The organism is Salimicrobium album (genome assembly GCF_900107115.1).
GTDB classification, from domain to species: Bacteria; Bacillota; Bacilli; order Bacillales; family Halobacillaceae; genus Salimicrobium; species Salimicrobium album.
Genome location: NZ_FNOS01000006.1, coordinates 118,314 through 129,778, shown reverse-complemented (window position 1 = coordinate 129,778; position 11,465 = coordinate 118,314). Strand labels below are relative to the sequence as shown.

Here is an 11,465-nt window from a genome sequence, read left to right as displayed (position 1 = left end):
CCAGCTAATGCGCCGCGGGCCCATCTGTAAGCGATAGCAAGAAGCCATCCTTTTACCATCGGTTCAGGAGAACCGTTGGGTTATCCGGCATTAGCCCCGGTTTCCCGGGGTTATTCCGGTCTTACAGGCAGGTTGCCCACGTGTTACTCACCCGTCCGCCGCTCGTTCCACGAGCGTCCACCCCGAAGGGCTTCTGCTCGCTTCCCGCGCTCGACTTGCATGTATTAGGCACGCCGCCAGCGTTCGTCCTGAGCCAGGATCAAACTCTCCATAAAAGAGATTGATTAGCTCAATCATAATTCGTTCAAAAAATTGACGCATGGCATAAAACATTGTTCAGTTTTCAAAGATCTAATTCATGGTGGGCCTGAGTGGACTTGAACCACCGACCTCACGCTTATCAGGCGTGCGCTCTGACCAACTGAGCTACAGGCCCATTAGTTAAAATGGAGCGGGTGAGGGGAATCGAACCCCCGTCATCAGCTTGGAAGGCTGAGGTTTTACCACTAAACTACACCCGCATTAAGTTATTGGAAGTAACGATGGTCGGGAAGACAGGATTCGAACCTGCGACCCCTTGGTCCCAAACCAAGTGCTCTACCAAGCTGAGCTACTTCCCGTAAGAAGAAAACAGTGCGCCCGAGAGGACTTGAACCCCTAACCTTCTGATCCGTAGTCAGACGCTCTATCCAATTGAGCTACGGGCGCCTATATACTGATGAATGCGGTCGAGAGGACTTGAACCTCCACGGGATTAACTCCCACTAGGCCCTCAACCTAGCGCGTCTGCCGATTCCGCCACGACCGCATATAAAGAAATGAAATGGTGCGGGTGGAGGGACTTGAACCCCCACGTCGTAAGACACTAGATCCTAAATCTAGCGCGTCTGCCAATTCCGCCACACCCGCAGGGAAGTGAGCCATGGAGGGCTCGAACCTCCGACCCTCTGATTAAAAGTCAGATGCTCTACCAGCTGAGCTAATGGCTCCCTGTTAAAAACTTTCAATTATATCCGTTTTTCAAGCGCAAAAACTATTTTATAATTTCCATACTTGAAAGTCAAGAGAAAAATCAAAAAAGAAAAATGGCTGGGCTAGCTGGATTCGAACCAGCGCATGACGGTACCAAAAACCGTTGCCTTACCGCTTGGCTATAGCCCAATCATTTAAATAGTGGCGGTCCGGACGGGACTCGAACCCGCGACCTCCTGCGTGACAGGCAGGCATTCTAACCAACTGAACTACCGGACCGGACTAATGACCCGTACGGGATTCGAACCCGTGTTACCGCCGTGAAAGGGCGGTGTCTTAACCACTTGACCAACGGGCCATATAATGGCGGAGAAGGAGGGATTCGAACCCTCGCGCCGCTTACGCGACCTACACCCTTAGCAGGGGCGCCTCTTCAGCCAACTTGAGTACTTCTCCGTATATGGCTCCACCGGTAGGATTCGAACCTACGACAAATCGGTTAACAGCCGATTGCTCTACCACTGAGCTACGGTGGAATATGATGTCGCAATAACCAGCGACGTAAAACATCTTACATGATATGAAAGGTTATGTCAATCATATTTGCATGAAAATATGTTTTTTCACCGTTCCGCTTTCAACGGCTATACTAACTTAACACGCGGCTTCAAATTCGTCAATATCCATCATCCACCTTTTCTAAAATACCTTTGCATCTGCCACATCTGTATTTATTCGTATTCACCCGGCGCTTCCGTCTGTACGTAACACCGCATCTCCGACATCTGTAATGGTGGAAGTCCTGTTTTTTCGAGGAAGGGAGCGGAGTGCAATGTCTTGGTGAACCCGTTTCTTCCATTAAACGACGGAAGTCTGCATCCCGGTGATGATATCCTTTTCCTTCTATATGGAGGTGATAATGACACAACTCGTGTTTTATGATCCCCTCCAGTTCTTCCGGACCGCATTCTTCCAGGTACAAACGATTGATTTCAATACGTCTTTCCTTCGGGATATATCTTCCGCCTGTAGTACGGAGACGGGGATTGAATCTTATGTCATCACGGAACTCGCGCGCAAAGTCTCTCCGCGATATTTCTTTCGTCCACTCCAGCAGCTGCTCATCCTCCATACATCCATCCCTCCTCTTTTCACAAATGATGGCAGACCTCCCGCGGAAGGCCTGCCCGTACTTAGCCGCACCCCAAACTCAGGATTTTTTCACCATAGTCAGAGCTACGCGCTGTTTTTTCAGATCGACTTCCTCGACCCAGACCGTCACTACGTCTCCGACCGAAACTACGTCCATCGGGTGCTGGACGAAACGTTGCGCCAGTTTGGATATATGGACGAGTCCGTCCTGTTTCACGCCGACGTCGACGAAAGCTCCGAAGTCCACGACGTTCCGCACCGTTCCTTCAAGTTCCATACCGGCTTCCAGATCCTCCATCGTCAACACGTCCGTTTTCAGCAGAGGCTTCTGAAGATCGTCCCGAAGGTCCCGCGACGGTTTCTTCAACGATTCAATTATATCTGAAAGGGTCCACTCTCCGACATCAAGCTGCTCCGCCGTATGTTTCAGATCTATATCCGCGAGCTTCCCGGCGAGTACGTCAGACCCGGCGTCTTCTTTTTTTCAGGTCAAGCTCTGCCAACAGCTTACGGACCGCCGGATAACTTTCCGGGTGGATCGGCGTCCGGTCCAGAGGATCCTCCCCTTCCGGCAGTCTTAAAAATCCGATACTTTGTTCATACGTTTTCGCTCCCAGCCTCGGTACGTTTTTCAAGTCTTTCCTGGTAGCGAATTTCCCGAGCTCTTCGCGTTTTTTTACAATATTTCCGGCGACTGTTTTATTCAGTCCGGATACGTACTGCAAGAGAGAGGAAGAGGCGGTGTTGGCATTCACTCCTACCTGGTTCACTGCCGTTTCCACGACGAAAGTGAGCGATTCGTTCAGTCGCTTCTGGCTGACGTCATGCTGATATTGTCCGACCCCGATCGATTTCGGGTCGATCTTCACCAGTTCGGCGAGCGGGTCCTGCACCCGTCTGGCAATCGAGACGGCACTTCTTTCTTCCACCTGAAAATCCGGAAATTCTTCGCGGGCAAGTTTCGATGCCGAATACACACTGGCCCCGGCTTCATTCACAATCATGTAAGGAGCGTCCCAGCTATGTTTCTGAATCAGTCCTGCGAAAAACTGTTCCGTTTCCCGGGAAGCTGTTCCGTTACCGATGGCGAAAAGTTCAATATCGTGCTTTTTCATCAATTCCTGTACTTTCTTCTCCGCCCCCTGATAATCCTTACGGGGAGGAGTCGGAAAAATGACTGCAATATCAAGAACTTTACCGGTCTCATCCACGACGGCCAGTTTACACCCGGTTCTGTAAGCCGGATCGATGCCGAGAACTGTTTTTCCCTGGAGAGGAGGCTGCAGCAAAAGACTCCTCAAATTTTTCGAAAACACGTCAATCGCCTGTTCTTCCGCTTTTTCCGTCAGTTCATTCCGTATTTCCCTCTCCACGGAAGGTTTGATCAGCCGCTTGTACCCGTCCTCGACAGCTGCGTGAAGAATGCCCGTCTTCTCCCCGGCGCTTCCTGTTTTCCGGTGGAGATAGTCGAGTATTCTCTCCTCCGGCGGCAGCACCGCCACTTTCAGTACATCTTCCTTCTCTCCACGGTTCAGGGCGAGCACGCGGTGGGAGGCTACCGCTTTAAGGGACTCCTGGAATTCGTAATACATTTCGTAAATCCCTTTTTCATCCTTCTCTTTCTTTTTAGCTTCGGAAGTAAGAGAGCCGTCATACGTTTTATTCCGTATATGATCACGGTATTCCGGCTCATCCGCCACCCACTCTGCCACGATATCCTGTATTCCCTGCTGTACCTCTTCAAGCGTATGTAAATCGTTCTCTTCGGAATAATACTTCCGGGCCTCTTCTTCGATGGATAAATCAGATTTGTTCCATACCAGTTCAGCGAGCGGCTCCAGCCCTTTTTCTTTCGCTACTGTTGCTCTCGTTCTGCGCTTTTGCTTATATGGACGGTAAAGGTCTTCGATCCGCTGCAGTTTCGAAGCTTCCTGAAGTTCCTTCTCAAGTTCCGGCGTCAGCTTGCCCTGCTCATCGATCAGGCGCGTTACTTCTTCTCTTCTTTTACGTACGTTCTGTTCATAAGTATAGTTGTCTTCAATATCTTTGATCTGGACTTCATCCAGACCGCCCGTCATGTCTTTCCGGTACCGGGCGATAAACGGTACCGTGAAGTCTTCCTCGAGTAAAGCCAGCACTTCCTTGACGGAAGATTCTTTGATGGATGTCTGTCCTGCTACCTTCTGAATCAATGTCTGTTCTGCCACTCATTCTTCCTCCCTAAACGTTCTTCTTTTCATTTTAACAGAAATCTACCGGCAGAAACCGGGAATCACGACGTTACGTGAAATACAAAATTCCCCATTCCCGCCTTCGGAAATGAGGAACTCAGCTATATTCCATTGCGATGAGGGTCGTGTCGTCCGAACGCGATTCCCCGAACTCGATATCGTACTGCTCGATAAGATCCTGCACGGTGCGAGCCTGGTAAAAGAGCTTGGATAATTTCCTCTCATCCACGCCATCCGAAAATACAAGGAACCGCATTCCCTTCTCGAGATCTCCGCGTTTCACCCTCAACTCTCTGGGGTAGCCGGCGAGAAAACCGGGGAGCGGGATATTCCTGCTTTTTTTGCCGGAGCCGTCGACAACGACAATACCTATATTCCCGATGGAAGAATAGGCATACGTTCCTTCTTTCTTATCAATACGAAGGATGCCGAGCACTACGCCTCTTTTTCCGTCAAGAACACGGTTACATTTCTCGATGAGTGATCGGATCGTATCGTCCGGATTCTCTTCTATCACCTGCATAACAGCTTTGGAAGCATCTTTGGCCAGTTCTCCGCTGCCCAGCCCGTCTGCCAGTGCACAAATAAAATTATTTTCCGTTTCATTATAGATGAAACTGTCTCCACAGTAGTAATTCCCCTGCTTCGGTTTTTGATACGTTGCCACATTCAAAGCTGTATCCGACATCAGCGGAACGCCTCGGATGATTCGGACTGAAGAGCTTCTCTCAGTTTACGCAGGGCGCGGCGCTGCAGACGGGAAACGTGCATCTGTGAAATGCCGAGCTGTTCTCCGGTATCCTTCTGGCTCATATTCTTGAAATACGTGCACTGAAGAATCTCCTGCTCCCTTTCACTGAGAATAGGGAGTACTTTCTCCAACAGCATGCGCTGATCGATATTTTCATATCCATCTTCCTGATCACCGATGAGATCAAGGATTGTCACCGTACTTCCGTCAGAATCCGCTTCTATTTTACGATCGACAGATAGAGCTTTGTAGCTTTTGCCCATCTCCATCGTTTCCAGCACATCTTCCTCGGAAACTTCGAGATATTCGGAAATTTCCAGTACGGAAGGGGAACGCTGCAGATCACTCGTCAGTTCTTCCGATGCTTTTTTGATCTTCGGCCCGAGCTCCTTAATACGTCTCGGTACATGTACACTCCACGTCTTATCCCGGATAAAACGTTTTATCTCTCCGATGATCGTGGGAATGGCGAACGATTCAAACGATTTCCCGAACGACGGGTCATATCTTCTGATAGCGGCCAGCAGTCCGAGCATTCCTACCTGTACAAGGTCTTCGTGGATAGTACTGTTTTTGCTGTACTTCCGTGCGATAGATTCCACAAGATCATTATAGGTGAGTACGATTTTCTCCTGTATTTCCTCATCACGCGGGTGTTCCTGAAGATACGCTATCCACTCGTATACTTCATCATTGTGATGTTGAGACTTGGTCGCCATCACGGCCCACCTCGTTTTCATGGAGATACTTCGTCATAAGTACGATCACTCCATGCTCACTCTTGATTTCCACTTTATCCATCAAGGCATCAATAAGAAACAGACCGAATCCGCCTTCGCGGAGTTCTTCCACGTTATCTTCCTGCTGGTATGGTCCTATTTCTTCTTTGACGGCTTCCAGATTAAAGCTTCCTCCATGGTCGGCCACCATGATTTCCAGACGATCTTCATAAACCCCGCAACCTATAGTCAACTCACCATCTTCATCACTTTTATACGCATGTTCCACACCGTTTGTGATCGCTTCTGATACTGCGACTTTCAGATCTTCGATATCTTCGTAATTGAATCCCATGCGGCTTGCAATACCGGAGATACTAAGACGGACTACTCCGATGTATTCCGGTTTTGCAGGAACTTTCACTTCAATGAAATCAAAAGCATTAACCATTACATTCCACCTCTGACTGATGTGTTGATATCCATTATTTCCGTAAGACCGGTTATCTTGAACAGCCGATAAACCCGTTCGTGCATATGAACCAGTTTCATATCGGACCCGTGTTCTTTCGTGGACTTAAGGGCGCTGATGAAAATGCCGAGGCCGGTAGAATCCATATAGTTGACCGCACCAAGATCCACCTCTACCAGGGCACCTTCCGTTTCCGTCAGCGGAAGCAGCTCCTGTTTCAGTTTCGGAGCCGTAAAGGCGTCCACTTCCCCGTCCAGAGTCATAACCGAATGCTTCTCTTCGGGCTTTGTAACATCTATGCTCAAATTCACTTAAGACACTCCTCCCTGTATTTCCTCAAAGTAACTAATCATCTTCATTCCCACACTCACGACCGGCTAAACATCCCTTTTCAGGACAATCAGTGTGAAATCGTCCCGCAGTTGAAAATCCTGCAGCCGCTCGAAATATTTATAAACACTTTCTACAATTTCCTGAGACGAAAGGTGTTTATACTCACGGATGACTTCAAGGATTTCTTCCTGTTCAATGAAGTCATCCCCCTTGCGGCATTCCGTGACCCCGTCCGTCAACAACACAAGCATATCGCCTTTGTCCATCTTTCTTTCGTATTGTTCATACATGGCATCAGCCGATACACCCAGCACAAGTCCGGGAGCGGAGATCTCCTCGAATTCGTCTTTTTCTTTATGGTAATAAAAACCCGGTTCGTGCCCTGCGGAGGCGTACGTGAGGGTGCTGGATTCCGTGTTATACATACAGTACATCATCGTAATGAACATATTGGAATCCACGTTTCTTTCAACGACCCTGTTCAGGCTGCCGAGTATATACTTCGGATCCATACGCAACTCCGGAAAGCTGTCCATCGCGTATTTGATCATGGACATGCATAAAGCCGCAGGTACCCCTTTTCCTATTACGTCGGCTACTGCAACACCCAGCGAACCTTCATCATCCACAACGAAATGGTGGTAATCTCCGTTCATCTGTCTGGCGGGGACACTTAACGCTCCGATGTCCACCCCTTCCATTTCGGGTTTCACAGTAGATAATAAGGTTTTCTGCATATTGGCAGCGACGGCTATTTCAGACTTGAGCTCCAGCTGTTTTTCACGCAGAGCCTGAAATTCCTGATAAGCCAGACCATAGGACATCATCGTTTCCATTAAAAAATCGAAGGAATCAAGAATATAATCAGGCAGTTCAGGGTATAGTTCCTGCAACGAACGCAGATGCACGTTTATTATCTCTTCCGGAGAAATGTTCTGCTGCATCGACTGCTTACTGAACTGCTCCGCCTGATAAAGAGCACGCTCATCTTTCGTACGGATGTACTCATCGAGCAGATCCCGGTAGTTCTCGAGGTCCAGCTTTAACGTGTTCATTGTTCACCCTCCCTTGTTATCGGAGCCATTTCGTAGACTCGATTGTGGTTCCTTCGCCGGACTTCGAAATGATATCGAATTCATCCATCAGCCTCTTCACCCCGGGCAGACCTGCACCAAGACCTCCGGAGGTGGAGTACCCATCTTCCATCACCTGGGCCAGATCACTGATTCCGGGCCCTTCATCGGTAGCTTTTATAGTTATCCCTTTCTTTTGAACGGTTTCAATAGCTTCAAAACAAATCTTACCGGCGCCGGCATACAGGTATATGTTACGGGCAAGCTCTGAGATGGCTGTTGCGATTCTGGCCTGATCCACCGTTTTGAAACCTACTTGTGTAGCGATATCCCGGCCCATCTGTCTTGCCGCCACGATATCCCATTCCTTTTTTATATATACACAGGACTGATCGCTCATACCTTACTCCTCCAATTCTTGACGCAACTTTATCAACCCTTGTTCAAGATCCAGCGCAGTCGGTACGTCTTGCAGATGAATGCCAAGATCGATCAGGGTCACTGCGACAGCTGGTTGTATACCGGTGAGTACGACTTTTGCCCCCATGAGGTCGGACATCGTTACGACATCGCCGAGCACTTTGGCGATGAAGGAGTCGACGATATCGACAGAAGTCAGATCAATGACTACCCCCGTGGCTCCACTTGAATGAATCTTTTCAAGCAGGTCTTCCTGGAACTGGATAGCCGTTTTGTCATCGAGTTCTGTCTGTATGGATATCAGCAGGTAATTGTGCAGTTTCAGAATTGGAATTCTCATTCTTCTTCACTCCTATCCAGGGACTCTATAAGATTTTCTATTTCTTCTTCACGGTTCGTATCTTCGACTATTTCCCTGTTTGTAAGCTCAAGCGCCGTCTGGAAGCCTTTCCTCAAGGAACTCTTCGTCGGGAATTTCCCTAAGTCGATGCCCAGGTTAACGATCGTCTGGGCAATCTCCGGACGGATTCCGACAAGAATACAGCGGGAGCCGATCAAACGCACTGCTTCTGCCGCCTGAATGATATGGTGAGCCACCATCGTGTCGACCACCGGCACACCCGTAATATCAATCAGTACGACTTCGGCGTTGTGTTTAATCACTCCGTCAAGCAGGCTTTCCATAACCATTTTCGCCCTCTCGGTATCTATAGTACCGATCAGAGGCATGATCGTAATGTTGTCCATTACCGGGATAAGCGGAGCAGAGAGTTCCTGGAGAGCCATCCGTTGAAGGGAGACGATGTTCTCCCAGCTGCCCGAGTATTCGGACACCAGTTCATTCACCAGCGGGTCCACCCATTCATCCACTTTCTCAAGCACCCATGGGAAGTAGTCGTCGCCCAGCTCGAAGTAGTTGTCGGCTTCCGAGAAATCAAGATCCTCCCATTTGTGGATAATGAACTTAACAACGCTCCTGCGGAAGACCTGCATCCCGTCTGTTAGATACGTAAGCGGCCAGCCGAGGTTAATCAGTTTCTCCGCAAACTCATCGAGCGGTGTTTTAGCTATCTTTCCTTTTTGGATGCCTTCGAAAATCGCGTTCGCAAACTCCCGGTTCGTATTTTCGAGTGCTTCATCGGAAAGCGACTGGTAAAAGGCACCGCCCTGATTCTTCTTTACCTGTTCAATCCACATCCGTACTATTTCATCACTGTTATCCAATACTACGTCTTTTAAAATCTTCTCCATCTATCATTACCTCCACGCTATGGAAAGCTTCGTTTGAATTTATTACTGCCTTTATTTTAACAAAAATACTTTGTCAGGTGTACTAAACGGAATACATTAAGTATTATTGATGCCCGAAATGTATTATTTTGAATATTGTGTTAAAAATTTCCTTAATAAACAAGGAGACTGCCAGCAAGCAGTCTCCTAAAAATCGATAAGCCCCAAACTGATCTGTAAGGCTTTGTTCACACGAAGCATCATCGATTCATCCAGATGTGTAATCTTGTCTGTCAAACGCTGTTTATCGATCGTTCTGATTTGTTCCAGTAATATAACAGAATTCCGTTCAAATTGATACTTTTCTGCATTGATCTCTACGTGAGTAGGCAGTTTAGCTTTTTGTATTTGCGCTGTAATCGCCGCTACGATTACAGTGGGGCTGAAACGGTTCCCGATGTCGTTCTGCAGGACAAGCACGGGGCGAACTCCCCCTTGTTCAGAACCTACTACCGGTGACAAATCAGCGAAATAAACGTCTCCTCGTTTGACCATCAAAGGATTCACACCCCGCTCACTAATTGCTCGAGGGTGTGCTCCGCCTCCTCTTCAGCCTGGAAAGCTTCTGAAGCGATAGTTAGATTGATTTTAGCCATTTCCATATACCCCTGACACATAGATTCCCGAATCTGCCGTTCTTTTTTCTCACGCAAATACATCCTTATTGCCTGACAAAGAAAATCATTTCGATCGCACTCTTCTTCTATTGTGTAACTGTCCACTTCGTTCAGAAGGGTCTCCGGAACTCTAAGAACAATTTCCTCCATGCTCTCTGACAAACGATACACCTCCACGATTCTCTCTAAAAAATCCAGTCATCTGCTAATTATAATAGTACCATTGCAGAGGGGTGAATGCAAAGAGCTATTTGAAGATCAGACGAGAGGATGCTGGAGTCTGTGAGACGTGGAAATCACCTCATTATTTCTTTTGAAAATCCTCGGAACGCGACCGGTGATGAGGCACGGAATTTCGTAATTGATCGTGTCCACATAATCGGCGACCTCGTCCATCTCTATTTCCTCATCTTCCTGCCTGCCGATGAGGACCACTTCCGTTCCCGTCGGATAATATTCATCCAGACGCACCATGAACTGATCCATACAGATACGTCCCACGATTTCGCATCTCTTTCCGTTCACGAGCACTTCCATCCCCTGCAGTTTGCGGATCCAGCCGTCCGCATACCCAAAGGGGACCGTTCCGATCCACTCACCCTGGTCAGTCCGGTAGGTGGCGCCGTAACTGATTGGTTCCCCTTCCTCGAGTTTTTTAACGTGGATGAGTGTACTGTGAAGGGAGAAGGCAGGTTGCAGATCTATCGGCCTCTCCTCTTTCACCTCTCCGGAGGGGTAAAGACCATACATGCCGATTCCGAACCTCACATATTGAAACATATGTCCAGGAAATCTCATGCCGGCTGCACTGTTCCCCGTATGTACGTCCACTTCCCCGCTCCAGGACTCACCGAAATATTCAAGAAGACGGGCAAGGCGTTCATTCTGTTCCCTGTAATGAGACAGATCTCCTTCATCCGCGGTGGCAAAATGAGTGAATACGCCGGTAAGCTGCACGTTTTCTGTACTGCGAAGGGCGGAAAGCACACTCTCCATCTCCGTCTCCGACCGGACTCCGATCCTTCCCATGCCCGTATCGAGTTTAAGATGGACGTGCAAAGGAGTCTCTCCCGTGTCTTTGACCCGTTCAATCCACTCTTTCTGGTACACGGTCACGGTGATGTTCTCCCTGGCAGCAAGCAAAGCATCTTCCGGGCGCGTATACCCCATGACCAGGATCGGCACGGTTATGCCGACTTTTCTTAACCGGAACGCTTCATCCAGCAGTGCCACGGCAAGACGTTCAGCCCCCGCTTCGATAGCGGTCCGGGCGACCTGGATGTCCCCGTGCCCATATCCGTTCGCTTTCACAACTGCATAAACACCCGTCTTTTCAGGTAGACGCCCTCTCATTTGCCGGACGTTATAATGTATGGCATCCAAATCGACTTCCGCGAAAGAATCCCGGTAAAACTTCTCTTCCATCTCTTCCATC

At 48.7% G+C, this 11,465-nt stretch carries 12 protein-coding genes, 12 tRNA genes, 1 rRNA gene and 1 pseudogene; all 26 read right to left on the bottom strand.

Annotation, left to right across the window (positions count from 1 at the left end; translation table 11 throughout):
• Positions 1-275: ribosomal RNA gene (locus tag BLU03_RS11975) — 16S ribosomal RNA — on the bottom strand; the annotation flags it as partial.
• A gap of 84 nt (positions 276-359) precedes the next feature.
• Positions 360-436, bottom strand: a tRNA-Ile gene (locus BLU03_RS11970).
• Positions 437-447: 11 nt separating this feature from the next.
• A tRNA-Gly gene (locus BLU03_RS11965) sits at positions 448-521 on the bottom strand.
• Between the two features lie 22 nt (positions 522-543).
• A tRNA-Pro gene (locus tag BLU03_RS11960) sits at positions 544-620 on the bottom strand.
• Between the two features lie 14 nt (positions 621-634).
• Positions 635-708 (bottom strand) — tRNA-Arg (locus BLU03_RS11955).
• Between the two features lie 15 nt (positions 709-723).
• Positions 724-808, bottom strand: a tRNA-Leu gene (locus BLU03_RS11950).
• A gap of 16 nt (positions 809-824) precedes the next feature.
• Positions 825-909 (bottom strand) — tRNA-Leu (locus tag BLU03_RS11945).
• Positions 910-916: 7 nt separating this feature from the next.
• Positions 917-989, bottom strand: a tRNA-Lys gene (locus tag BLU03_RS11940).
• Positions 990-1,086: 97 nt separating this feature from the next.
• Positions 1,087-1,161: transfer RNA gene (locus BLU03_RS11935), tRNA-Gln, on the bottom strand.
• 13 nt (positions 1,162-1,174) lie between these two features.
• Positions 1,175-1,251, bottom strand: a tRNA-Asp gene (locus tag BLU03_RS11930).
• Between the two features lie 7 nt (positions 1,252-1,258).
• Positions 1,259-1,330, bottom strand: a tRNA-Glu gene (locus tag BLU03_RS11925).
• 6 nt (positions 1,331-1,336) lie between these two features.
• Positions 1,337-1,428 (bottom strand) — tRNA-Ser (locus BLU03_RS11920).
• 5 nt (positions 1,429-1,433) lie between these two features.
• Positions 1,434-1,508 (bottom strand) — tRNA-Asn (locus BLU03_RS11915).
• Between the two features lie 140 nt (positions 1,509-1,648).
• Entirely contained in the window at positions 1,649-2,104 is a 456-nt protein-coding gene (locus tag BLU03_RS11910) for a SprT family protein (protein WP_093107991.1), read from the bottom strand.
• A gap of 78 nt (positions 2,105-2,182) precedes the next feature.
• Positions 2,183-4,331 (bottom strand): annotated as a pseudogene (locus BLU03_RS11905) (Tex family protein).
• 121 nt (positions 4,332-4,452) lie between these two features.
• Positions 4,453-5,043, bottom strand: a complete 591-nt coding sequence (locus BLU03_RS11900; protein ID WP_093107989.1) for a SpoIIE family protein phosphatase — start codon at positions 5,041-5,043, stop codon at positions 4,453-4,455.
• The gene (sigB, locus tag BLU03_RS11895; RefSeq protein ID WP_008591080.1) at positions 5,043-5,825 is read right to left on the bottom strand and encodes an RNA polymerase sigma factor SigB; all 783 of its coding nucleotides are present in this window, start codon (positions 5,823-5,825) and stop codon (positions 5,043-5,045) included. The genes BLU03_RS11900 and sigB overlap by 1 nt, the downstream gene beginning before the upstream one ends.
• Entirely contained in the window at positions 5,797-6,276 is a 480-nt protein-coding gene (gene rsbW / locus BLU03_RS11890) for an anti-sigma B factor RsbW (RefSeq protein ID WP_008591078.1), read from the bottom strand. Before rsbW ends, sigB begins: the two co-directional genes overlap by 29 nt.
• On the bottom strand, positions 6,276-6,608 hold the full coding sequence (locus BLU03_RS11885; protein ID WP_076571824.1) for an STAS domain-containing protein: 333 nt from the start codon (positions 6,606-6,608) through the stop codon (positions 6,276-6,278). Before BLU03_RS11885 ends, rsbW begins: the two co-directional genes overlap by 1 nt.
• Positions 6,609-6,674: 66 nt before the next feature.
• Positions 6,675-7,685, bottom strand: coding sequence for a PP2C family protein-serine/threonine phosphatase (locus tag BLU03_RS11880; protein ID WP_093107987.1), 1,011 nt, complete (start codon positions 7,683-7,685; stop codon positions 6,675-6,677).
• A 16-nt stretch (positions 7,686-7,701) separates the two neighbouring features.
• Positions 7,702-8,103 (bottom strand): anti-sigma regulatory factor, encoded by a 402-nt coding sequence (locus BLU03_RS11875; protein ID WP_076571828.1) that lies wholly within the window; start codon positions 8,101-8,103, stop codon positions 7,702-7,704.
• Positions 8,104-8,106: 3 nt separating this feature from the next.
• Positions 8,107-8,463, bottom strand: a complete 357-nt coding sequence (locus tag BLU03_RS11870) for an STAS domain-containing protein (RefSeq protein ID WP_008591068.1) — start codon at positions 8,461-8,463, stop codon at positions 8,107-8,109.
• Positions 8,460-9,374, bottom strand: a complete 915-nt coding sequence (locus tag BLU03_RS11865; RefSeq protein ID WP_093107985.1) for an RsbT co-antagonist protein RsbRA — start codon at positions 9,372-9,374, stop codon at positions 8,460-8,462. The genes BLU03_RS11870 and BLU03_RS11865 overlap by 4 nt, the downstream gene beginning before the upstream one ends.
• 186 nt (positions 9,375-9,560) lie before the next feature.
• Positions 9,561-9,911: a type II toxin-antitoxin system PemK/MazF family toxin gene (locus BLU03_RS11860; protein ID WP_008591062.1), complete on the bottom strand. Its 351-nt coding sequence runs from the start codon at positions 9,909-9,911 to the stop codon at positions 9,561-9,563.
• Positions 9,912-9,916: 5 nt separating this feature from the next.
• Positions 9,917-10,180, bottom strand: coding sequence for a CopG family ribbon-helix-helix protein (locus tag BLU03_RS11855; protein WP_040609582.1), 264 nt, complete (start codon positions 10,178-10,180; stop codon positions 9,917-9,919).
• Positions 10,181-10,288: 108 nt separating this feature from the next.
• Positions 10,289-11,455 carry an alanine racemase gene (gene alr, locus BLU03_RS11850; protein ID WP_093107983.1) on the bottom strand — a complete coding sequence of 389 codons (1,167 nt, stop codon included), beginning with the start codon at positions 11,453-11,455 and terminating at the stop codon, positions 10,289-10,291.
• Positions 11,456-11,465: the final 10 nt, after the last annotated feature.

What these genes read in the sequence shown, in the direction of transcription:
- BLU03_RS11870 (WP_008591068.1), bottom strand. Translation starts at nt 8,463, where the DNA reads ATGAGAATTCCAATTCTGAAACTGCACAATTACCTGCTGATATCCATA.
- alr (WP_093107983.1), bottom strand. Translation starts at nt 11,455, where the DNA reads ATGGAAGAGAAGTTTTACCGGGATTCTTTCGCGGAAGTCGATTTGGAT.
- rsbW (WP_008591078.1), bottom strand. Translation starts at nt 6,276, where the DNA reads ATGGTTAATGCTTTTGATTTCATTGAAGTGAAAGTTCCTGCAAAACCG.
- BLU03_RS11910 (WP_093107991.1), bottom strand. Translation starts at nt 2,104, where the DNA reads ATGGAGGATGAGCAGCTGCTGGAGTGGACGAAAGAAATATCGCGGAGA.
- BLU03_RS11880 (WP_093107987.1), bottom strand. Translation starts at nt 7,685, where the DNA reads ATGAACACGTTAAAGCTGGACCTCGAGAACTACCGGGATCTGCTCGAT.
- BLU03_RS11875 (WP_076571828.1), bottom strand. Translation starts at nt 8,103, where the DNA reads ATGAGCGATCAGTCCTGTGTATATATAAAAAAGGAATGGGATATCGTG.
- BLU03_RS11865 (WP_093107985.1), bottom strand. Translation starts at nt 9,374, where the DNA reads ATGGAGAAGATTTTAAAAGACGTAGTATTGGATAACAGTGATGAAATA.
- BLU03_RS11855 (WP_040609582.1), bottom strand. Translation starts at nt 10,180, where the DNA reads ATGGAGGAAATTGTTCTTAGAGTTCCGGAGACCCTTCTGAACGAAGTG.
- sigB (WP_008591080.1), bottom strand. Translation starts at nt 5,825, where the DNA reads ATGGCGACCAAGTCTCAACATCACAATGATGAAGTATACGAGTGGATA.
- BLU03_RS11900 (WP_093107989.1), bottom strand. Translation starts at nt 5,043, where the DNA reads ATGTCGGATACAGCTTTGAATGTGGCAACGTATCAAAAACCGAAGCAG.